Here is a 22,702-nt window from a genome sequence, read left to right on the forward strand (position 1 = left end):
AACAAAAGCCGGTTGATCCGGCTTTTTTTATTTTAATCAGACAAATTCACCCGGTTGGCGACGCTTACCCAAATGATTCGAACAATGGGCACCCAGATCAATGCAGATGAATGGCACAGTTTTTTCAGGGAATGGAGCGACCGCCTGCTTCTTTTCGCGAGACAGCAGAGCCGGTCCCTTGCCGATGCAGAGGATATTCTGCAGGAGGCCATGGTACAGATATGGGGAAAAAGGGAAGTGTTCCCGCGGATTGATTCAGGCCTGCTTTTCATGCAGATTCGCCGCGTCGCCATTGATCGGGCGAGGCGGGAGAAGCGCCGGGAACAACGTGAGCAGGAATATGCAAACGCCGATGATGGCGGTTTTTTTGAATCCAGGAAACCGGGCGATGCCCTTGATCTGGAGCAGGCTCTTCGCGCCCTGCCGAATGAACAACAGGAGGTACTGGTCTTGAAAATCTGGGGCGGACAGAGTTTCGAGGCAATCGGGCGGACTCTCGACATTTCGCCGAATACGGCTGCTTCGCGTTACAGATACGGTCTGGAGCACCTGAGAAGTAACTTTCAGATCCGGGAATTGAAATGAACCTTGATGAAAAAAACAGTTTTGAAGATCAGTTAAGGCAGTTCAAGCCCTCCAAGGCTAGCCCTCAGATTGAATTGCAGATCAGCCGGGGTCTTGAAAAAAGCAACCGCGTTGAGCGCAGGCGCAAGTTTGCCTCAATCCTGACTTGGGGCAGTGTGGCCATGGCCGCTTCAATCCTGATCACTTTTGGCTTTCTCCTTTTCAACGGACGGCTCACCTTGAGTCCCGGTGAGCCCGTTCCGACTGGCGCGGAGCCAATTGCTTTACAAGCCGAACCTCCAGCTCCTGAAGAGACGCTGGATACTTTCCAACCTGTCCTCGCTGAAAACAATCTCCAAAGTCGCGTCGATGAGGGTATTGTTTTTCTGCGTAATGGCCTGACTGCCCGTCGTTACCGGTACGAATTCCTTGATCGTGTTGTCTGGAAGAATCCCTCCAACGGAGCGGTAGTGGAAATGGAGATTCCTCGAGACGAAGTTATTTTAGTCCCCGTTCAGACATATTGAACGGAAATATTCAAAATTCACCCCCTTATGAAAGGAAATCAAAATGAAGAGTAACACAAAGCGTTCATTCCCTGCTTTGGCAGGGATATTGGTGATGCTGTCCTGTTCGCCGCTGCTGGCATCCGAGGATTCCCAAGCCACCGATGGGGAATCCATACAAGCTATCGTCACGGAAGCCCAGCGCATGGCCCAGGAGTGGGCACAACGAATTCGCGGTTGGAGTGAAGGCAGTGAGAAAAATACCACCTATCTTGGAGTGGTCATTGAGTCCGTGCCTAAGGTCCTGCGAGATTATATCGATCTTCCAGATGGTGTCGGGTTGCTTTTTACCCGGATCGCCAAGGATAGTCCGGCCGAGAAAGCCGGACTCATGGACAACGACATTATAGTTTCCTTCGACGGCCAATTGATCATAAATTTCAACCAGCTGTCCACCTTGATCGACCTAAGGGGGCCAGGAGCCGAGGTTCCCATGAAGATCCTTCGGAAGGGTGAAGAAATCGACCTGACAGTTACTCTTGAGGAACGGGTCCGGCGAAACGGGTCAATTGTTGTCCCTGACGCACCGGATATCCCGGAGCTACCCGAAAGCCCTGATGCCGATGGGGTCGGCCTGTTCATGGAGAAAATCGAGGAGTGGATTCCCGGTTCAGTGAAAGTGTTCGTGGATGAAAATGAACAGGTCCATGTTGATTTGCAGGATTTGAAAGAGGACTTGCACGATCTTCGCCTGAAGGTGATTGAGTTGAGGGAATCCAACGGTGCGCCCTCTGATATTCGAAAGGAATACGGCGACTTGGGCGCGCGGACAAAAGTTGTCCGGGTTCAGGACCGCAGGGTGAATTATACCAGCCCCGAGGGGTTTCTGGTCCTTTCTTCATCAGAATCCGGCCAACAGGCGGAAGTTCGGGACGCCCAAGGCAGCCTTGTCTACGAGGGTCCTGTTCCTGAGGATTATGCCAGAACATTACCCGAGAAAGCGGTCGAATTGATCGACGCCTACATGGGGTCACGGGAAAAACTCCAGTTGGAATCAGACGGGAAGACCGTGGAAATTGAAATTAATGACACGGAGATTGAACCCCTGACCCTTGTTCTGGACTCCGGCGAGGCCCCAATGGCAGGCAAATTATTTTGACTCTATCTGGGGATCTGATTCTCCTGAGAGTCTGTTATGCTTCAACCTGACCACTTGGATTCATATGCCCATCTGCTCGACCGTGAGCAATTGGACATGCTCATAGAAGCGGGAGGAGATGACTCCACATCCCTGCTGGATGAAATATTTGGTCTTTTTGAGTCGGAAAGCCGTGAGAAACTGGAGGAGCTCCAGAATTACAAGGCTCAGGCTGATTATGAGAAGTTAGGCAAGGCTGCCCATGCCCTTGCTGGCAGCAGTGCGAATATCGGCGGACGGGAGTTGGCTCGTCAGGCAAAGCAAATCGAGGACCTTTGCAAGAGCCAGAATGGCGAGGAGGCTGCCACTTTGGTAGATTCGCTGGAGATCACCTATCGAGATACTATTCTTGCCCTGAAAAAGCTGTCCGGAAAGCCGGTTTGATTAACTCGACAGGTTCTCTCCAAGCCTTGGATTCGGGCATGAAAAAGCCGCTCAGCATGTGCTGAACGGCTTTGGAAGGGCAATTTTCCAAAAGATGTTTAATCGTCGGCTTTGGTTTTAACCAAACCGGTCACCCGGTCGCCGTCTTTCCACTCGCCCCTTTTCTGGAGGAGTGAGACGCGTTCAAAGCGCTTGAGAACATTGCGACGCTTCTTGCCGGTGGCAGCGCCTACTTTAAAACTGGGATGTTGTGACATAATACGTTCCTTTGATTAAAGCGGTTTAAAGAAGCACCTTTGTGGACGAGTGCAAGATTTTTTGGGTAAAACGAGAGAAATTTCAGGGAATAATTCGGGGCTGCGGATTTTTTTAAGTGCCAATCTATTATGGCTTGCGAGAATCCGCGCTCTGGCGATAATTCCTCAGCATGTCTATACCGCGTACTGCTCTTGTCGCTGACGATGAGAATCACATTCGTTCATATGTCCGTATTATCCTGACCCATCTGGGCGTTGAGGAGGTCTTCGAAGCCAGGACCGGGGATGAGGCTCTGGTCACTTTCCAGGAGAAAAATCCGGATATTGTCTTTTTAGACATCAACATGCCCGGGATGACCGGATTGGAAGTGTTGCCTAAGATTATGGAAATTGATGAAGACGCGGTTGTCATCATGCTCACCGGGCATGCTTCGCGTCATCTGGTCGAGCACGCCGCCCAGGCCGGGGCAATTCACTATATTCGCAAGGACACACCACAACAGGAGATTTCAAGTATGCTGAAAACTCTTTTTGATGAACTCGACGGAGGTGAATAAGTCATGAAAGATTCCGACTCACACAAGATAGAAAACAAATCCCTTCTCAAGGAAGTTCGTTATTCTTTACGCGAGTTGCTAGCGGAAGTGGCCGAGGAGCGCGAAGGCTCTTCAATCGGCCAGGAAATGGTTGATCAGACAGAGATCGGCAAATTATTCAAAAGCAGAAAAAAGAAGGCCAATCGTGGAAACTCAGGAGAATAAACTCTTTTTGGATACGCTTCGCGAACGCGAGGCCAATTTTTTATCTGAGGATCTCGAGCCTCTTTTGCAAAAGTGCGGAGGGGTGACCATCAGCTTCCTGGAAGCTGTAATAGAGCGGGAATACCTCAGTAAAAACCGGGCTTGTAAGCTTTGGGCTGACGGATTGGGCCTTGCCTATGTCAATCCGCTCATAGCCGTTGTCACACCTGATGCTGTCCAACGAATACCAGTTGAAATAGCCCGAAAAGGCCAAGTGCTCGGTCTTTATGTGATCAACAATGTCCTGACGGTGGCGATGGCCACGCCGACAGACACCCGTCTGGTGAAACAGATCCAGGCCATTGCGAATATTGAGATTTCCCCCGTATTTGCTCCGCCGAGGGAAATCAGTCATGCCATCGAGCTCTATTATCGTAGCCAGGAAAATGTCCTCGAGGATATTGAACAGTTTGAGAAAGAGCAGGAAGAGCTGCTTCAATCCCTGACCGACGAAGACTTGAAGGATCTGGCTTCCTCGAACAGCCTGAGCCGACTTCTCGACGGAATGATCTATCTTGCCGTCCGGGAGAGGGCATCGGACATCCATATGGAGGCTGGGGAGGACCAGGCTGTCGTGCGGTTCCGTATAGATGGCAAACTGATCCACTATTATTCCTACGGAAAGGCCATCCACCGGGCTTTTTCAACTCGTCTGAAGGTGCTTTGTAAACTGAACGTGGCTGAGTCCCGTTTCCCCCAGGACGGGCGTTTCTCCATGCCCTTCGGAATGGGTAAGGCTGATTTCCGGGTGAGCCTGATTCCAACAGTCCACGGAATGAAGGCGGTTCTCCGGATTCTGCCGGGAGTCAACCGCAGAGGGGTGATTGGCCTTGACCAGATGATGATATCGACCCCGATCCTTGAATCCTTCAGGCGGGTCATCAAGTCTCCCAACGGGATTGTATTTGTTACCGGACCCACCGGAAGTGGTAAGACAACCACTTTGTATGCCTCCTTGGAGGAGTTGAATTCAGCTGACGTCAATATCACGACGATTGAGGATCCGGTTGAAGTCCAGATTCCGGGCGTCACCCAGAGCCAGGTTAATTCCCATATCGACCTCAGCTTCAGCTTGCTTTTGCGGTCTATTCTACGCCAAGACCCGGACATTATCCTCGTCGGGGAAATCCGGGATTATGACACGGCCAAGATTGCTACAGAAGCAGCCCTGACCGGACACATGGTCTTGAGTACCCTTCACACGAACAATGCCATCCAGGCAATTTTGCGAATGATGGAGATTGGGATCGAACCTTACATGGTTGCTCCTTCCATCATGGGTGTTCTTGGTCAGCGACTCGGGGCAAGAATATGCGAAAGCTGTAAGCGGGCCTATTTTCCGGGACGGGAAGTCCTTGATCGCTACTTCTATGATATTCCTGAGGGAGAGGAGATTGCCTTTTCGCAGGGAGTCGGGTGCACCAATTGTCGGCAGACCGGTTATTCCGGGAGAATTGCCTTCCACGAGCTCCTTCTCGTCGACGATGTCATGCGCAGTATGATCGGACAACGGGTCGGTCAGGACGAGCTTCTGCGGTACGCGACAAAGTTGGGATACCGCAGTCTGCGATACGATGGGATGAAAAAGGTTTTACTGGGACTGACAACTATCGAGGAGATCGAAAAGCATACGGTACTTGAGTGGGGTCCTGAATTGGAGGAACAAGCTGGTTCCTGATTTTTACCGGAAGAAGGGAAACAGAACAGGCACTCTTTTTGGGATGAAAGGAGTGGAAAAAGTCATTGATCGTATCCGGCGTCATTCGTCCGACTTTGCAACTTTCACGGTAAATGTGATTTACGGGCGCGAGACGGGGCGTTGCGCCCGTCTATGGGCCCTGTTTCTTTTTGGGCTCAGTATTATTTACCGGGGTGTTGTTTTTGTCCGGTTTCAGCTGTACAAGCATCGAATTCTTCGTGCCCAGCATCTCGGCTGCCTTGTCGTGGTTGTTGGGAACCTGACAGTTGGCGGGACTGGCAAGACACCTGTAGTGGAAAGGCTTGCCAAAACACTTCATGCAAAGGGCAGAAAAGTGGCAATCCTCAGTCGGGGATACAAGAGCAAGAAAGAACCGGTATATAAAAAATGGATACGCTGGATACTCCACCAGCCACCAGTTCCACCCCGTGTGGTAAGTGACGGGGAAACGATTTTCTTTGATTCGGAAGTTGCGGGTGATGAGCCATACATGCTTGCCAGGAATCTTCCGGGAGTCGTTGTCGTGACGGATAAGGACCGGGTCAAGGCGGGGCTGTTTGCCATACGGAAATACGGTGTGGACACCTTGATTCTGGATGACGGATTCCAGTATTACCAGCTGCAGGATCACTTGCAATTGCTTCTCGTGGACAAGACCAACCCGTTTGGCAACGGCAACCTCCTTCCGCGGGGAATATTACGCGAGCCCATTTCGCAGATGCGACGCGCTTCGTATATATTCCTTACAAAGTCGGAGAAGCAACCGGATGAGGCACTTGTTGACACATTGGAAAAGCACCGCCCTGAGCGGGAATGGATCGAGTGCACCCATCGGCCCCAGTATCTGCAGTCCGTCTTTGGAGATGAGCAACGCCCGCTCAATTGGCTTGAAGGCAAACGTGTCGGTGCCTTGAGTGGCATCGCCATGCCGGAAAGCTTCGAGCAGTTTATAATGGATCTCGGTGCGGTGGAGATTGTTCCTTTCCGTTTTCTTGACCACCACCGTTTCACGCATCACGAACTGGATCGCATCACGAGGGAGATTGAGGAGAATGATTTGCAACTGTTGGTGACGACCGAGAAGGATGCTGTCCGGATCAAGCCTGATTTTATGCCACCCATTCCCTTTTATTTTTTACGGGTTGAGATTCACATGCTCGCCGGAACCTCAAATTTCGAAGAAGCTGTCCGCCGAATCTGTTTTCCCAGAGAGTCCGCGGATGCTGACCGCTGGAAGAGCGGGCAGACACAGCCACTTTTTCCAAAGTAATCTTCAAGATGGATATCACCTTTCTAGGAACGGGAACGTCCCAAGGAGTTCCCATGATCGCACACAACGCAAAAGATTCCTGCGATCTTGGTGACAAGCGCAATTGGCGCAGCCGGACAAGCGCACATGTCCGTATGGGCGGGATGGCTTTTCAAATTGATGCGGCCCCTGAATTCCGATTGCAGTGTATCGAGAACAAGATCGAGTGGATTGATATTTTCCTCCTCACTCATGGTCACTCCGATCATGTCATGGGAATGGATGACCTCCGTCGATTTATCGACTTGAGGGGAGGGGAGGCTCTGCCGGTTTACAGCACACCGGAAGGATTGAAACGAGTATCAGAAGTATTTCCCTATGCCATTCGACCTAAGCCTGAGTTCAAGGGATATCCAGCTTTCGCATTGGAATTGATGCCGGAGCAGTTGACCACTTCTGCTGGAACCGTTTCCATGACGTATCTGCCGCACGGCCGGGTGGAGGTCATGGGGCTTGTGTTTGAAGAAGCCGAGACGGGAAAGAAGCTTGCTTATTACACGGACTGCAAGCGGCTGACCCCGAAAGCAAAGGAACTCGCACAAGGTGCGGATGTTGTCGTGCTCGATGCCCTAAGGCCAATGCCGCATCCCACTCACATGACATTGCATGAGGCAATTGAGGCCGCTGAAGAGCTGGGCGCGCGGGAAACTTACTTCACCCATATGACCTACATGATTGATCACGCTCGCGATAGCCGGCGTCTTCCCAAGGGAATGGCATTTGCTCACGACGGCCTCTCTGTTCAGGTGTGAGCGCCTGTTATTGTCCTGCCTTGAGGACGACCCGGTTTATATGACTACAGCCAGGGATACTCCCAAGAGCGGTCAGGATTCGCCCCTCTGCAAAAATCAATTCCCGACGGACTGTGGCATTGGGAACCTGGACGATCAGGGCTCCGGAATAATCAATACGCTCCGGGCGACACCGCTTTGCGAAGGCCGGGCCAACGATACGGGGCCAGTTTTTCAGGATTGCTTCCTCCGGAGTGCTTTTCCCGATGTGGTACTTCTCCGTCAAAGTCTCGATGAGGCTTCCGAATGAGGTCGAGCGATAGTCAGCCGGCAAGGTTGTGTCTTCCGGTACATTCCGGAAGTTGGCAATCAATCGTTCTTCACGCGGACTGAATTTCCTGACCATCACTTGCCCTCATAGAGAATGGATAGCTCGCCCTTGAACCGCAAGCGCCGCTTCTTTCAATGATTCACTGATTGTCGGATGTGCATGCACGGTTCCAGCCAGATCCTCGGCGCTTCCCCCGTACTCCATGTGGGCAACAATGGAGGCTATTATTTCTGAAGCCCCGGAAGCCATGATTGCCGCACCAATGATGCGGTCAGTTTTGGCATCGGTGATGATTTTCGCAACTCCGTCTGTCGCATCCTGTGCAATCGCGCGGCCATTCGCGAGAAGAGGGAACTTACCGGTCTTGAAATCAATCCCTCTGTCACTGGCCTGCTGTTCGGTTAGCCCGACTGAGGCAACTTCGGGCTCAGTGTAGATCACGTTTGGGACGCGGGAATAATCCACATGGGCTTTTCTTCCCGCAATTGCCTCTGCGACGGCAACACCGTCTTCCTCGGCCTTGTGAGCCAACATGGGTCCTTCGATGACATCACCGATGGCCCAAATGTTGTTGATCCCTGTCCGGAACGAATCCACTGGGATGCGGCCCTTTTCATCGGTTGAAAGCCCGATTTTTTCCAAACCGAGTCCCTGCGTGTGAGGTTTTCGCCCGACGGAAAGGAGGACTTTTTCCGCCTCGAACTTGATCTCCTTCCCCTTTTTCTCAGCCGTGACAACAACCTTGGTTTTGAGTTGCTTGCAACCGGTCACCTTGGTGCCCGTATGAAATTTCATACCCTGCTTCTTGAAAGCCCGCTCAGCAAGTTTGCTGATATCGGTATCGGAGCCGGCAGCTATAGTTGGAAGGAATTCCAGAAAAGTGACCTCGGACCCGAGCCTTGACCACACTGAACCCAGTTCAAGACCGATGGCTCCAGCACCAATGACCAGCAAAGATTTTGGTACGGACTCAAAGGCAATGGCTTCCGTACTGGTCACTATCTGCTTACCGTCGGGCTGCATGAATGGCAGGCTAACGGGGACTGAGCCTGTGGCGATGACGATGTTCTTTCCCATGACCCGGGTGGGCGTTCCGTCGTCTGGATGTACATTGATTTCGTTCTTCGAGACAAATGACCCCGTCCCTTTGTGAACAGTTATCTCCCGCTTCTTGACGAGTGTTTCCACGCCCTTGCGGAGCTGATCGACAACCTTCCCTTTCCGCTCCATCAGCTTAGCGACATTGATCGCCAATTTATCAATGACAAGTCCGTGGGCTTCCCCGTGTGCGGCCTGATGATAAAGCTCCGTTGAATGGAGGAGTGCCTTGCTTGGAATGCATCCCACATTCAGGCAGGTCCCACCCAAGTGTGGATCTTTTTCAACAATGGCCGTGGAAAGGCCCAACTGTGCACAGCGAATGGCGCAAACATATCCGCCCGGTCCCGACCCGACTATGACAACATCAAATGAATTTTTACTCATGGGTATTCTTCAAATTTCAAACATCAAACGCATTGGATCCTCGAGCGCTTTCTTAATGCTGACGAGGAACCCCACGGCTTCCCGTCCGTCGACAAGCCGGTGATCATAGCTTAGGGCGAGATACATGATTGGACGAATGACGACTTCCCCATCCAATGCGACAGGGCGGTCCTGGATGGTATGCATGCCCAATATGGCGGATTGTGGTGCGTTCAAGATGGGCGTGGAGAGCATTGAGCCAAAAATGCCACCATTCGTTATGGTGAAAACGCCACCCTGCAAATCCTCAATCGAGATCTTCCCTTCCTTTGCCTTGTTGGCGTAGGCGATTATGTCCTGCTCAATCTCAGCGAAGGATTTGGACTCACAATCGCGGACCACCGGGACCATCAGGCCCTTCGGGGTACTCACAGCAATGCCGACATCGTAGTAATTATTGGTGACAATTTCATCTTCATCAATCTGCGCATTCACGGCGGGATATTCCTTCAGCGCATGTACAACGGCTTTTGTGAAGAAGCTCATGAATCCAAGTTTGACTCCATGTTTTTTAACAAATGCTTCCTGATGTGATTTCCTGCAGGCCATGACCGCACTCATGTCGACCTCGTTGAAAGTCGTGAGCATGGCGGTCGTTTGCTGGGCCTGCACAAGACGCTTGGCAATTGTCCTCCTGAGCGGGGTCATCTTTTTCCGCGTGACTCGACCTGTAGCCTGGACAGTTTGTGCCGGCTTTGCCGGTTCAGACTCGGGAGTAGAGCCAGCCGGATCAACCGGATCAGCCTTTTCGACTGCTGCCAGCATGTCGGCTTTCGTTACTCGCCCGGCTTTCCCCGTTCCATCCACCGAGTCCGGATCAATGCCGGATTCTTCAGCAATGCGGCGGACAGAGGCGGGGTGCTGCCCTTTTGGTTTAGCATTGGCAGATTCGGCTTCGCCTTCCTCCTCCTCGCTGGAGTCTTCCTGTGAACTGCTATCAGGTTCCTGCTCCGTTGTCTCAGCCTTTGCGCTTTCATCAATAATGGCAATGACACTCCCCACCTCAACTTCATCTCCCTCCGAAACCTTCAGGTCAATTGTGCCAGAGGTCTCAGCCATTCCTTCCGAGGTGATCTTGTCGGTTTCCAGCTCAAAGATGGCCTGACCTTCCTCGACATAGTCACCGGTCTTGACATGCCACGTTGCGAGAATTCCGCTGGAGATTGATTCGCCCAGTGCGGGGATAATAACTTCTGTAGCCATAAGTTCTATACGATCCTATTTGAGGTTGAATGCCTTTTCGACCAGGTTTGCCTGTTCCATTTTATGCAGGACAAGCGAACCCACGGCCGTGCTGGCTGCGCTGTCGCGTCCGGCGTATTGGGGCCTTATTCCTGTAGCTTCCTCAATACGGGGTTCTATAAATCGCCATGCCCCCATATTTTCAGGTTCTTCCTGGCACCAGACGAGCGTCTTGAATTTGCCAAGTTCTTTCAGGATTCTTGAAAGACGATCATAATTAAACGGGTAGTATTGTTCAATCCGTACGATAGCTGTGTCCTTGATATCGTTTTCCCTCCGGTAGCTCAAGAGATCGTAATAGACTTTACCCGAGCAAAGGATGACGCGCACAGGCTTTTTAATGGCCTTGTCCTCATCTGGCAGGATTGAATGGAAACACTTGTCGGTGAAGTCTGCAACCGAGGAAACGGCTTCCTTGTGCCGAAGAAGGCTTTTCGGAGCCATGATAATAAGTGGCTTCCTGAACGAACGGTGCATCTGGCGTCGCAGAATGTGGAAATACTGTGCTGGCGTAGTCAGGTTGGCGACTTGGATATTGTCTTCGGCACAGAGTTGAAGAAATCTTTCCAGACGGGCCGAGGAGTGTTCGGGGCCTTGTCCCTCGTAGCCGTGTGGAAGCAACATGACCAGTCCCGAAACCCGTTGCCACTTCGATTCCGAGCTGGAGATGAATTGATCAATGATGACCTGCGCCCCGTTCACGAAATCGCCGAACTGCGCTTCCCACATGCAGAGCATGCCCTGGAAATCAAGTGAGTAACCGTAGTCAAATCCAAGTACAGCAGCTTCGCTGAGAAGAGAGTTGTGGACGCAAAGCATTCCTTCCCGGTGGTCCATTTCCATCAGTGGGATATACTTTTCCTTGGTTTCCGAATCGAAGAAAATGGCATGACGTTGTGAGAAAGTTCCCCGCACGCTGTCCTGTCCGGAAAGACGGACATGGTATCCCTCCATCATGAGTGTTCCCCAAGCAAGTGATTCAGCAAATGCCCAGTCGATACCTTTGTCCTCCTTGAAATTCCGAAGCTTGGTCTGTAACTGGCGACGAATCTTACTGTTGAGGTTGAAGGAATCGGGGAAGCGGGTGAGGGCTTTGGCTACAGTTTCCAGCCGGTCACCCGGTACTTCTGTGTTAACATCCTTGAAGGCATAACTTGGCTGGTATTCACGGACGGCTTCATCCACTTCGGGCTGTTTCCTCTTTTTTCCGCTATTGGCCTCCCTCTTTTGCTTTTCGTAGAAGTGTTCCAGATCCCCACGGCGCAGGTCGCGGATTTTCTTTACCTCTTCCTTGTTCAGAACCTTCGAGTCGAGGAGTCTTTTGCTGTAGATTTCCGTGACAGTTGGGTGGTCCTTGATTTTTTGATACAAAGTCGGCTGGGTGAAAGCTGGTTCGTCAGACTCGTTGTGCCCAAGCCTGCGGTAACAGTACATGTCGATGACAATGTCTTTCCCGAATTCCTGCCTGTACGCAAGGGCCAGGTCCATGACCCTCACAACAGCTTCCGGATCGTCACCATTAACATGGAAGATGGGTGCCTCGATCATCTTCGCGACATCCGTACAATAAAGTGTCGAGCGAGCCTCTGAGGGATCCGTGGTAAAGCCGATCTGGTTGTTGATGACAAAATGGATGGTCCCGCCCGTCTGGTACCCGGGTAGCTGCGAGAAGTTAAGCACCTCGGCGACGATTCCCTGCCCGGCGAATGCCGCATCCCCATGAATAAGGACTGGGACTACTTTCTTTCGCTCCTCGGTATCGCCAAGGATTCTTTGTCGTGCCCGTGTCCTTCCTTCGACAACCGGATTAACGGCCTCCAGATGGCTCGGATTGGCCGCGAGAAAAACCCGCATGGGCTCCTTGCGTGTATTTTCGACGGTTGCTTCAAATCCAAGATGGTATTTCACATCCCCGTCACCGTGAAGGGTGTCGGGAAGATAGTTTTCAGAAAACTCGTGAAAGATGTAGTCGTAGCTTTTTCGGAATACATTGGCCAGGACATTGAGCCGGCCGCGATGGGCCATTCCCATGACAATCTCCTGCACACCAAGCGACGGGCCGTTTTCGATCAGGGTATCGATGGCCGGGATCAAGGTCTCCGCTCCCTCTAGTCCGAAACGCTTCTGTCCGACATAATTTTTGTGCAGAAAGTGCTCAAACTCCTCCGCCTTGATAAGGCGGTCGAGGATCCGGTGTTTCCGGTCCCGGGAGTATGGCTTTTCTTCCTCCTGCGGCTCGATTCTGGATTGGAGCCAGCGGCGTTGAGGGGTTTCCTGAATGTGCAGATATTCAACGCCAATGGTGCCACAATAAATTTGGCGTAGGCGGTCGATGAGTTCCCGGACGCTCATCTTCCGGTTACCAAGAAAATTTCCACTCCAGAAAACCTTATCCAAGTCTTCCTCTGAAAAACCGAGTCTGTCCAATGACAGGCGGGGATTACTTGGGGCAGCCTTCAGGAGGGGATTCACTTCCGCCTCGGTATGACCGATTGAACGGTAAGCGTAAATTGTACCGGTGAAATTAGCCTGTTTGATCAAGGCGTCATCGTCACCTGTTGGGGCGGTTCCTCCCGTGGAGGAGTCGCTCCCCAGTTCAAAGCCTTCGAAGAAAGCCCTCCATGCAGGTTCCAATGAATCAGGAGCATCGCGCCATTGGGCGTACTTCTCATCAATCAGGTCCGCATTCCAGCGGTTGGCAAATGTGGGATGATTCATCTTTCTTCAGATACTCATTATCTCAAAGTGGCGTAATTTACGCATTTTCAAGGACTTGACAATTAGATGCATCCTTCTTCGAGAGGTCATTAATCAATCGAATCCGGAACGCTGTAATCATTAGATGAACTGAAGGCATGTTACCAGTGGAACTCAAGAGCTGCCAGCAACGGCGAAGTCAATCTGTCGCTTGAAACGATCGACCCGAGCCACCTCGATCTGGATCTTGTCCCCGATGGCATACCGATTCCGGCGTTTGCGGCCCACCAGGGCTGTGTGGGTTTGATCAATCTTGTACAGGTCGTCCCGCAAGGTGGAGATGTGGACCAGCCCGTAGGCCATGGACTCAGTCAGCTCGACGAACATGCCATGGTTCCGGACATCCATGATAATCGCTTCGAATGAGCTCTTTTTTGTTTTTGTCAATTCACGTTCAAAGAACTCCAGCAGCTTGATCTTGACGGATTCCCGCTCGGCCTCGGTGCTGTTTTGCTCCGTGAGGGAGAGATGCTGCGCGATTGTCGCCAACTCCGAAAAGCTGTACTTCTTCTTGTAGAACTTGGCCCCACCCGGAACGAGATGCCGGGAAAAGATCCGGTGAATGACGAGATCCGAATAACGCCGGATAGGTGAGGTGAAATGTGTGTAATGTTGCTTCGCAAGACCGAAATGCCCATCAGCAGAGGCGCGATAGCATGCCTGCTTCAGACTTCTCAGAAAGCTGATGCGCATGGTGTGTCCTTGTGGATGGTTCTTCACCTTACGAAGGATCCGATTGAGATTGTTGCGATTGCTGAGATCTCCCGTCTTGATTCCAAAAGTGTCGAGGTATTCGCCAAACTCATCCAGCTTGTCCGGATCAGGGTCATCATGGACCCGATGAATTCCTGGCAAGTTGCGGTGGTTGAGCGACCGGGCGACCGCTTCATTGGCAGCGAGCATGAATTCCTCGATCAGCTGATGACTTTCGTCCTGTTCCACCTTAACGATGGTGTCCGCGTAGCCCTCCTTGTTGACGTAGATTTTTGTCTCGGGCATATCGAGCTCAAGACTACCGGTGGCCATGCGCTTCTGACGGACTGTTTTGGCCAGTTTCCAAAGTTGGCGGATGGATTCCTGGATTTGCCCCAGCTCCTTTCTTTTCAACTCCTTCAGTGACCTGCCGGTGCTTCCCGTCTGGTGGGCCGGGGGATCAGGACGCGCGACAATCTTGTCAATGTTGTCCTCGAAAAGGAAGGCATAGGCCTGCTCGTAGGTGAGGCGCTTGTTGCTTCGAATGACGGTATTGGCAAAACGGCTCTTGATGACTTTCCCAGCTGAGTTGTAAGTGATGAAGGCCGACTTTGTCAGCCGGTCCTCATCCTCGACCAGACTGCAGAGCCCATTGGACAGGGCGTGCGGCAGCATCGGGATGACCGTGCCGACAAGGTAAGTTGAATTACCGCGTTTACGGGCTTCCCGATCAAGGGCAGTACCCGGGCGGACATAGTGGCTGACATCGGCGATGTGGACGCCCACTTCGAAGTTGTCGTCATCCACCTGTTCAAAAGTCAGTGCATCGTCAAAGTCCTTTGCATCTTGTGGATCGATGGTGAGGGTGTACTGATCCCGCAGGTCCTCGCGGTCCTCCAGATCCTTTTTCTGGACCTTTTCGGAATAGTTCTCGACCTCCTTGAGAACCGCATTGGGAAACTCTGGATTGAGGTCATATTGATGGAGCAGGGCCTCGTATTCAGCGCCGGGTGTGTGGGTCTTGCCCAACACTTTGATAATGGTCCCCTCCGGATTCAAGTGCCGCTGTTCCCAGACTGCCAGTTTTACAATAACCTTGTCGTCCACTCGCGGCTTCGGCTTGTGCGACTGCTTCTTAGGATCCGGGACCAGAATATCCTGAATGATCCGCGGATCATCCGGGATCACATAGTAAAACATTTTGCTCCGTTTAAGCGTCCCGGTGAGGGTCTGGTTCTTGCGTTCCAGAATACGGATTACCCGGACCGTTTCCGGTTGATTGGCGCCGGGGACTTTCTTGTTCTTCGGGCGACTTCTGAACTGGCGCCGGTCATGGTGAATCCGGCAAACAACGCGGTCGCCGTGCATCGAAACGGCGGTATCCTCTGCATTGATATGATAAGGCTGCCTGGTCTCACTTCCTTCGACAAGGTCGGGGAAGAGAGTGGCTGAGCCGCTTTGACGAAAGCGGATTTTGCCCGTGATCAGATCAGCGTCCCGCGGTAGGCAGACACGGTTTTTCTTGAGCTTGACCAAGGTGCCCTGGCGAAGGTGTTGCGAGACTTCCCGTTTGAACCCGGTGAAATCCGCCTCACTGACCTCCATTTTGGCCGCCAATCGGTCAATCGAGAGGGGAATATATTCGGGATCCTTGAGGATCTCCAGGAGTTGAGGCAGGTACATATTCTTAATGAATCAATTCCGGAGCTACCTGGCGAACAATTGTTGTCAGGTAGGGGATCAATTGTTTTTTCCGGCTGACGATGCCGTTGAGCTCGAAGGTGTCGTTAGCTGCCTGATGTGGATAAGTGATGTTTTCGATCACCACATCTTCCCCTCGAATCAGGAGAAGTGAATTTTGCGAGTTTACGTCGGTGACCAGGAGGGCTGCAAAGAGGAGTCCCTCAGCCCGTTGTATTTTGTCGAGGGTTTGATCCAATTCTTCCCGACAGCTCCATAAATTGTCAAAACCGAGCTCCTCGACCTGGGAGACCGAGAAACGGAAATTACCCTCATCGTAAATCTTCATGTCCGAGCGGATGACATTTTCCGGCGTTTCCGACTTGATGATGGAACCGGCATTGAAAATAGCTTCAGCCAATACCTCTGCCTTGACACCCGAAATACCTTCCAGCCAGGTCAGCATGTCCCGGTCGGTCTGCGTGGTTGTCGGCCCCTTTAGATTCAAGGTGTCGGAGACAATTCCGCCCATCAGTACTCCGGCGATTTTTGCCTCCGGTTCAAGCTGATGCTTGCGGAAGAGGTCGGCCACAATTGTTGAAGTCGAACCGACTGGGAGATTAATGAAGGTGATTGGTTGCTGGGTAGGGGGATTTCCAAGCCGGTGATGGTCCACCACTTCAAGAATATCGACCTGCTCCGCTCCCGGCACTGCCTGGCTCAATTCATTGTGGTCAACAAGGATCAGGTTTTTCCGGACAGGCTTCAATAAGTCTGTTTTCGTGAAAACCCCGATCAAACGGTCTTCCTCATCAGTTACCATATAAGCCGCCGCGTTTTTGGAGCTCAGTTTGCGTCGTACCGCTGAAAGTTTCTCGTCCGGTCCAAATTTGATCGTCTGCTTGCGGACAAGGCTGTCGATCCTGCCGGCGCTACGAATGATCCATGAGGTGGTCGCTGAATCATGCGGGCTGACAATGATACTCACGCCACGTTCCTTGGCCAATTCCACGACATCCGGTTCAACCGGAAGGCCTCCGCTGATGACCAGCATTCGCACACCCGAATGGATCGATCTCTGCTGGATGTCGTAGCGATCTCCAACAATAATTATGCTAGATTTGGCCAGGCTCTCATCCTCCTTGTAGTAGCGTCCGAAGGAACGAATATCCATTGCGCCAATGCGGACAAAGAGGTCCTCGATCTTCCCGGGATCAACAATGTGTATGGGGTCCGCGCCAAGGGCGCCGGTTATGTCCTCAAGGCTGGCGAACACGTGCCGCATCTTCCGTTCTTCCCGGGGCTTTGGAACAAAGTGGTCGCCCAGGTCAAAAATGGAAATACTGCCCTCAAGTCGTCCGTCCTTCCCCACGACAGGGAGGACGCGCACATCATGCTGGTCAATCAGGTCCAGCGCTTTTGCGCATATGGCCTCCGGATCGACTTGGATCACTTCGGTCACCATGATGTCCCGCACGCGCGGGGTCACATCGCCAACGAATTCCGGCAATGGTACGTTCATCGTGCTCAGGATGGTCTCGATCCGCGCATTTGAATTTCCACAACGCGCAGGTTGGAAATTTCCCTCAGCCACAGAGGACTTGAATGCCGCGTAGCCGATAGCCGAGCAGATCGCATCTGCATCCGGGTTCCGGTGCCCAATTACATAGGTCGTTTCTCTCATGGCTTTGATAATTTTTCCCTGTTCACTTTTCCCACAAGCAAGCACCTATCTTTCGGCAAGTCTACTATTTTACAAGCTGGTCCCCATCTTTTAACACAATGATCTTCCACAGGAAATTTCTTGAGGGATAATTTAAAAACCGTTAGGTTTTGGGAATGAAAACAATCCCTGGTCAATCCTCAGTTTCGGAAATCCAAGGTTTGTATGGACCCCTGCAGATTCTGGAAGGCAAGGTTCAGCAAATCTGGGCCCTTCAGCAGATCCAGCGTGGGGCATGGCAGACACGATCCGGCGCCCGGTTGAAGGTTTGCCATCCGGGCAAGTGGAACCATGGGGCAGGGCCGGACTTTCTGGAAGCTGTCATTGAACTGGATGGGGAGAGACGGGTTGGGGATGTTGAATTTCATCTGTATCGAGAGGACTGGTGGAGGCATGGCCATCATTTGGACCCGGCTTATGACACGGTGGTATTGCATGCGGTTCTCTTTGCCGGTGGGCTGGATCGCGATATCCGGACATCCTCCGGAAAGCTGTTGGAGGAATGGGTCATGGGTCCCTGGCTGCGGGAAGACCTTGAGTCAGTTGCTGGCGGTGAGCCCGGATTGTACGGGGAACTGGCTCCGGAGTTGCGTGAGTGGATTGAATCCGAAACTCCGCAACAGATCCGGAACCGCCTTGGTATTGGTGCAGACCGTCGCTGGCAGGACAAGGAATCCATGGCCCGCTGCCTGATCCGGGAACATGGCTGGACCAAAGGACTTCATCTCATGACCTTGTTCTATCTGGGATATCCATTCAATCGGCGCGCATTCTACGCCATGGGTGAAGCCTTGCCGCCGGAGTGTTGGCGCGAACCCGGGTTGACTGAAGTCCTGCAAAGGGAATGGGAGACTGAAGTTCGTTGGAATGTCGGACGTCCGGCAAATCGCGCTCTGGGCCGCCTGGAGGCGTATATGGCCCTGAATCAGTCGGTTCCGGACTGGTTCAACAGGCTGTCCCGCCTCCCACTGGAATTTCAGCCGGGGTCTGAATTCCAGCCGGAGGCGGCGGTGGCCGATTGGCCAACTGGATGGATTCGGAAGCATTGGAAACTGCGCGAATACGGCGCATGGCTCAGAGACGGGGTATTCGGTGGCCTTTTCAGCCAAAGCCTGGTCGATCGACTTCTGGTCGATGTCTGCCTGCCGATGCAGGTTGCAAACGGCCATATTTCAAGCGCTGCTGGGGGCGGGTTTTGGTTTCACGCCCGCCCGGGAATGTTCCCGGATTCATACAGATCCTTGCTCAAGTTAGCTGGAATTCAGCTCAGCTCAGGCTACCCGCTCTGCAACGGCTGGTTGCAGGGTCTTGTCTGGGCAGATGACCAGTTACGCCTTGAGCGGATTCGTAGCTCAATCGGAGAAACGGTGCCTGCTAAGCGGTGCTTGACAAGCTGAGAAGGCAGGATCAGGTTCTTCCTTTTTAATTCTTCTAAAGGCAGAAGAGTGGGTGTCCTACCCGCTCTTTTTTGTCTTAGGACAATCGCAACGACATTATATACTACGATGAGCCAGGAAATTTTATCCGTTCTTGAATTCATGGAAAAGGAAAAGGGGATTCCGCGGGAAGACATGATATCCGCGATCTCCAATGCTATCCGGAGTGCTGCCACGAAAGGTGTCAACGCAGGCCAGGAGCTGCGCATTGAGATCAACCCCAAAAGTGGGGCGCTGAAAGCTTGGTCAATTCTGGAAGTTGTTGATTCTGTGGGAGATCCGCGTACTCAAATCCATATTGAGAAGGCCCGGCAATTGAATCCTGAAGCGGAAGTTGGGCTCTTCATCGAGAAGGAAGTTGATCCCGAGAGGCTTGGCCGAATTGCCGCTCAGACTGCCCGGCAGACAATCATGCAGCGCTTGCGGCAGTTCGAGAAGGAACGCATTTATGACGACTACAAGGACAATGTCGGCGATATTGTGACCGGTATTGTGCGTCGCCGTGAACGGGGTGACCTGATTGTCGATCTTGGCAAGGCTGAGGCAATGCTTCCGCCGCGCGAGCGCGTTCCCGGAGAAGACTATTCCCCGGGGGAGCGCATGCGCTGCCTGCTTCTGGCAATCGAGCCGACAAACCGTGGTCCGGAATTGATTCTTTCCCGTGCAGCGGTTCGTTTTGTTCGTCGCCTTTTTGAGTTGGAAGTGGCGGAAATCCAGGACGGTACGGTTATCATCGAGGCAATTGCCCGTGAGCCCGGGTACCGGACAAAGATCGCTGTCAGCAGCAAGGACCCCAAAGTGGATCCAGTCGGTGCCTGCGTGGGTGCCCGCGGTGCCCGTGTGAAGAGTATTGTCCGCGAGCTTGGGGGTGAGAAGATTGATATTGTGAAGTTCAGCAGCGATCCGCTGGAACTCCTTCACGAAGCGATCAAGCCAGCCGTTCCGCTCAATATCAAGGTGGACGAGCTCAATAAGCGCATTTATTTTGAAGTCAGTGAGGATAACCTGAGCATTGCCATTGGGCGTCGCGGCCAGAATGCCCGCCTGACATCCCGCCTTCTCGGCTGGAAGTTGGACATTTCGAAGGAAGAGGTGACTGAAGTCGGCTTTGATGAGCGGATGAAGAACGCCATCAAGGGTTGGGAAGGTGTCCAGGGTATTTCTGACGAACTGGCGGCATTCCTTGTTCAGCATGGTCTGGTCAGTCCTGAGGCCTTTGAGGGGGTCGAGGCAAAGGACCTTGTCAAACTCGGGTTCTCGGAAGAAGATGCCGGTCAGGTTGTCAAGTTGGTTGATGCGCATCGAAGTGCCTCCAGCAGTGAGGCTGGTTGAGGATCATCCATCGGTTTTGGCAGCGAGGCAGGCAAACAGGAGATTTAGTAATTTATGAGTGTTCGGATATATCAGCTATCTAAGGAAATCGGGATGGAGAATGCCGAGCTAATCGCGCTTTTGAAAGAGCGGGGTTACGAGGTAAAAAGCGCCTCCAGTACCGTTGACAATATTTCCGCGGAAAGCCTTCGCGAGGAGTTTGGGCCCAAGCCGGAAGAATCTGAGGGCGCAGCGCCTGAAGAGGAGAAAGCGGAAGCGCCTCCTGTGGAGGTCAAGATTGTCCCTCCCTCCGGTGCCATTGTCCGCTCCAAGGAAGACATTGAGCGTGAGCGTCGCGAACGGGAGGAAGAGGAAGAGGCCAAGCGCAAGGCTGAAGCTCCTGCGCCACCCGTGCCGGCTCCGAACCCCGGAAAAACCCCGCCGCCATTGCCGCGTTCTCCTGGCGTCATCCGACGCACCGTGACCCCTTCGCCGCTAAGCGGTGGAACGACTCCGAAGGTTGCCCCCAAGGCTCCTATTTTGCGTACGGATTTGCCAAAGCAAGAGGTTTCGGCAAAGGAAGTTGCGGAGGAAAAACCCACTATTGCCGCCTCGGCACCTACCACGAAAAGCCCTCCTCCTATTGTCCCTCCAGCTAAAAAGGGACCCCCGCCGATTGCCCCGCCAAGTTTCTCCAAGCCAGAGCCCGAAGCTGCGGTCGATGAAACTCCCTCCGAGGAAGCACCGGTCGAGGAGGTTGAATCTGAACCGGCTGACAATTTGATACCACTTCAGGTGCGCTCGCCCATTGTCGTAAGGGACTTCGCACTGCAAATTGGCCGCAAGCCCTTCCAGCTGATTTCCGAGCTCATGGAAATGAGCATTTTTGCCTCCATGAATTCCTCCATTGAGGAAGACGTTGCCCAGCGCCTGGCCAAGATCCACGGATTTGCCCTTGAGGTTCGCCACCGCGGTGAAGGCGGTGCAGCAGGCGAGGCTGAAAAGGTTGTGGAGGAGAAGAAGCCGGCACGGGAAATGGTTCCGCGCCCGCCAGTCGTTTGTATCCTGGGACACGTTGACCATGGAAAAACCACTCTCCTGGACACGATTCGGAAGGCCAATGTTGTCTCTTCCGAGGCAGGTGGAATTACCCAGCATATCGGTGCTTATCAAGTCACGCACAAAGACAAGTTAATCACTTTTATCGATACACCCGGACACGCGGCATTCAGCAACATGCGTGCCCGTGGAGCCAGAACGACCGATATTGCGGTCCTTGTCGTTGCGGCTGATGACGGCTTTATGCCACAGACTGATGAAGCTCTCGGGCATGCCCGTGTCTCCAAAGTTCCAGTGGTCGTCGCCATTAACAAGATGGATGCCCCGGGTGCCAATGTGGACAAGGTTCTGCGCCAGATGCAGGAACGTGATCTTGCACCTGAGGATTGGGGCGGAGAAACGCTTTACGCAAAGGTCTCCGCGCTCAAGGGCGAGGGGATCGAGGATATTCTTGAAGCAATTGTGCTCCAGGCGGATGTGACCGAGACAATCGTCGCGGATCCAAAGGGGGAAGTCGAAGGGGTCATCGTTGAGGCTCAAAAAGAGCTCGGCCGCGGGTCCACCGCTTCTGCCATTATCCAGCAGGGAACTTTGAAGCCTGGCATGGCGCTTGTTTGTGGTGAAAACTACTGTCGCGTTCGCCAGTTGATAAATGACAAGGGCGAGCAAATCAAGGAGGCGGGGCCTTCTTCGCCAGTGAAGATTGTCGGCTGGTCGGGTCCTCCGGATGCCGGTGACTTCTTCAAGGTTGTCAAAAATGAGCGCGAAGCGAAGAAGCATGCCGAAGCAAACGAACTGGATCGCAAGAAACTTGAGGCAACTCAATTGCAGGAGCGTGGATCGACATCAGTGGATGATCTTTTTGCGGCTATTGAAAAGACCCAGAAGAAGAGTTTTACTGTACTAGTGAAAGCGGATGTCTACGGAACCGCGGAAGCTTTGGCGACAAGCCTGCAGAGTATCAAGAGCGAAAAGATCGACCTCGAAGTTGTTGATATGGGCGTTGGCGATATCACGCGTAACGATGTCCTCATGTCGAGCGCTGCGAAGGCCACAATCATCGGCTTCAATGTCGGCATTGAAAATGGCGTGACCAGTGTGGCAAAGCACCACGGGGTGAACCTGATCCAGCACAATATCATTTATGAGCTGATCACGCAGGTTAAGGACGCAATGACTGACATGCTTGATCCCGAGCTGCGAGAGAACAAGATTGGTGCAGCTGAAATCCGTCAGGTCTTCCCGGTCGGGAAAGGCGTCGTCGCTGGTTGTATGGTCACTGAAGGCCGGATCCAGCGGGACTCCATTGCTCGCCTTGTGCGCGGTGGAGAAGTTGTTGCGGAATCGAAGATTTCAACCCTCAAGCGCTTCAAGGATGACGTCACTGAAGTGCGCGCGGGCTACGAGTGTGGTATCCAGATTGATGGATACAATGCCTATGAGGAGAAAGACATCATCGAAGTCTTTGAAATCCTGAAAATCAAACCGGACTTATAGG

Annotated in this window: 19 protein-coding genes; 12 read left to right on the forward strand and 7 right to left on the reverse strand. The window is 52.7% G+C overall.

Annotated features, from left to right (window positions below):
* The first annotated feature begins 84 nt into the window (after positions 1–84).
* The 4 genes from G0Q06_RS01645 to G0Q06_RS01660 are packed head-to-tail and all read left to right on the forward strand — an operon-like array spanning position 85 to position 2,652.
* Positions 85–585: an RNA polymerase sigma factor gene (locus G0Q06_RS01645; protein ID WP_238710195.1), complete on the forward strand. Its 501-nt coding sequence runs from the start codon at positions 85–87 to the stop codon at positions 583–585.
* A complete protein-coding gene (locus G0Q06_RS01650) occupies positions 582–1,091 on the forward strand; it encodes a hypothetical protein (RefSeq protein ID WP_163961814.1) in 510 nt (169 codons plus the stop codon). Before G0Q06_RS01645 ends, G0Q06_RS01650 begins: the two co-directional genes overlap by 4 nt.
* Before the next feature lie 43 nt (positions 1,092–1,134).
* On the forward strand, positions 1,135–2,229 hold the full coding sequence (locus tag G0Q06_RS01655) for a S1C family serine protease (protein WP_163961816.1): 1,095 nt from the start codon (positions 1,135–1,137) through the stop codon (positions 2,227–2,229).
* Between the two features lie 36 nt (positions 2,230–2,265).
* On the forward strand, positions 2,266–2,652 hold the full coding sequence (locus G0Q06_RS01660; RefSeq protein WP_163961818.1) for an Hpt domain-containing protein: 387 nt from the start codon (positions 2,266–2,268) through the stop codon (positions 2,650–2,652).
* Positions 2,653–2,750: 98 nt separating this feature from the next.
* Here G0Q06_RS01660 and G0Q06_RS01665 read toward each other — a convergent pair whose 3' ends face one another.
* A complete protein-coding gene (locus tag G0Q06_RS01665; RefSeq protein WP_163961820.1) occupies positions 2,751–2,909 on the reverse strand; it encodes a small basic protein in 159 nt (52 codons plus the stop codon).
* Positions 2,910–3,079: 170 nt separating this feature from the next.
* On the opposite strand from G0Q06_RS01665, the gene G0Q06_RS01670 reads away from it, so the two are divergent.
* The 5 genes from G0Q06_RS01670 to G0Q06_RS01690 are packed head-to-tail and all read left to right on the forward strand — an operon-like array spanning position 3,080 to position 7,469.
* A complete protein-coding gene (locus G0Q06_RS01670; RefSeq protein ID WP_163961822.1) occupies positions 3,080–3,466 on the forward strand; it encodes a response regulator transcription factor in 387 nt (128 codons plus the stop codon).
* A 3-nt stretch (positions 3,467–3,469) separates the two neighbouring features.
* Complete coding sequence (locus G0Q06_RS01675; protein WP_163961824.1) at positions 3,470–3,670, forward strand: hypothetical protein; 201 nt, start codon at positions 3,470–3,472, stop codon at positions 3,668–3,670.
* Positions 3,651–5,387, forward strand: coding sequence for an ATPase, T2SS/T4P/T4SS family (locus G0Q06_RS01680; protein ID WP_163961826.1), 1,737 nt, complete (start codon positions 3,651–3,653; stop codon positions 5,385–5,387). The genes G0Q06_RS01675 and G0Q06_RS01680 overlap by 20 nt, the downstream gene beginning before the upstream one ends.
* A gap of 43 nt (positions 5,388–5,430) precedes the next feature.
* Positions 5,431–6,678: a tetraacyldisaccharide 4'-kinase gene (gene lpxK / locus G0Q06_RS01685; protein WP_163961828.1), complete on the forward strand. Its 1,248-nt coding sequence runs from the start codon at positions 5,431–5,433 to the stop codon at positions 6,676–6,678.
* 53 nt (positions 6,679–6,731) lie between these two features.
* The gene (locus G0Q06_RS01690; protein ID WP_238710196.1) at positions 6,732–7,469 is read left to right on the forward strand and encodes an MBL fold metallo-hydrolase; all 738 of its coding nucleotides are present in this window, start codon (positions 6,732–6,734) and stop codon (positions 7,467–7,469) included.
* A 7-nt stretch (positions 7,470–7,476) separates the two neighbouring features.
* Here G0Q06_RS01690 and G0Q06_RS01695 read toward each other — a convergent pair whose 3' ends face one another.
* The 6 genes from G0Q06_RS01695 to G0Q06_RS01720 form a co-directional block, all read right to left on the reverse strand.
* Positions 7,477–7,854 carry a DciA family protein gene (locus tag G0Q06_RS01695; RefSeq protein WP_163961832.1) on the reverse strand — a complete coding sequence of 126 codons (378 nt, stop codon included), beginning with the start codon at positions 7,852–7,854 and terminating at the stop codon, positions 7,477–7,479.
* 9 nt (positions 7,855–7,863) lie between these two features.
* Positions 7,864–9,264 carry a dihydrolipoyl dehydrogenase gene (gene lpdA, locus G0Q06_RS01700; RefSeq protein WP_163961834.1) on the reverse strand — a complete coding sequence of 467 codons (1,401 nt, stop codon included), beginning with the start codon at positions 9,262–9,264 and terminating at the stop codon, positions 7,864–7,866.
* Positions 9,265–9,273: 9 nt separating this feature from the next.
* Positions 9,274–10,506 carry a 2-oxoglutarate dehydrogenase complex dihydrolipoyllysine-residue succinyltransferase gene (gene odhB / locus G0Q06_RS01705; RefSeq protein ID WP_163961835.1) on the reverse strand — a complete coding sequence of 411 codons (1,233 nt, stop codon included), beginning with the start codon at positions 10,504–10,506 and terminating at the stop codon, positions 9,274–9,276.
* Between the two features lie 15 nt (positions 10,507–10,521).
* Positions 10,522–13,263, reverse strand: a complete 2,742-nt coding sequence (locus G0Q06_RS01710) for a 2-oxoglutarate dehydrogenase E1 component (RefSeq protein WP_163961837.1) — start codon at positions 13,261–13,263, stop codon at positions 10,522–10,524.
* A 153-nt stretch (positions 13,264–13,416) separates the two neighbouring features.
* On the reverse strand, positions 13,417–15,678 hold the full coding sequence (locus G0Q06_RS01715) for a ribonuclease R family protein (protein WP_163961839.1): 2,262 nt from the start codon (positions 15,676–15,678) through the stop codon (positions 13,417–13,419).
* Between the two features lie 4 nt (positions 15,679–15,682).
* Complete coding sequence (locus G0Q06_RS01720) at positions 15,683–17,359, reverse strand: putative manganese-dependent inorganic diphosphatase (RefSeq protein ID WP_163961841.1); 1,677 nt, start codon at positions 17,357–17,359, stop codon at positions 15,683–15,685.
* A 155-nt stretch (positions 17,360–17,514) separates the two neighbouring features.
* Here G0Q06_RS01720 and G0Q06_RS01725 point away from each other — a divergent pair, with 155 nt between their 5' ends.
* From G0Q06_RS01725 to infB, 3 genes are all read left to right on the forward strand, one after another.
* Entirely contained in the window at positions 17,515–18,795 is a 1,281-nt protein-coding gene (locus G0Q06_RS01725) for a DUF2851 family protein (protein ID WP_163961843.1), read from the forward strand.
* A gap of 108 nt (positions 18,796–18,903) precedes the next feature.
* Entirely contained in the window at positions 18,904–20,166 is a 1,263-nt protein-coding gene (gene nusA, locus G0Q06_RS01730; protein ID WP_163961845.1) for a transcription termination factor NusA, read from the forward strand.
* 54 nt (positions 20,167–20,220) lie between these two features.
* Entirely contained in the window at positions 20,221–22,701 is a 2,481-nt protein-coding gene (gene infB / locus G0Q06_RS01735) for a translation initiation factor IF-2 (protein WP_163961848.1), read from the forward strand.
* The last annotated feature ends 1 nt before the right edge of the window (position 22,702 follow it).

Origin of the sequence: Oceanipulchritudo coccoides, assembly GCF_010500615.1 — a bacterium.
GTDB classification, from domain to species: Bacteria; Verrucomicrobiota; Verrucomicrobiia; order Opitutales; family Oceanipulchritudinaceae; genus Oceanipulchritudo; species Oceanipulchritudo coccoides.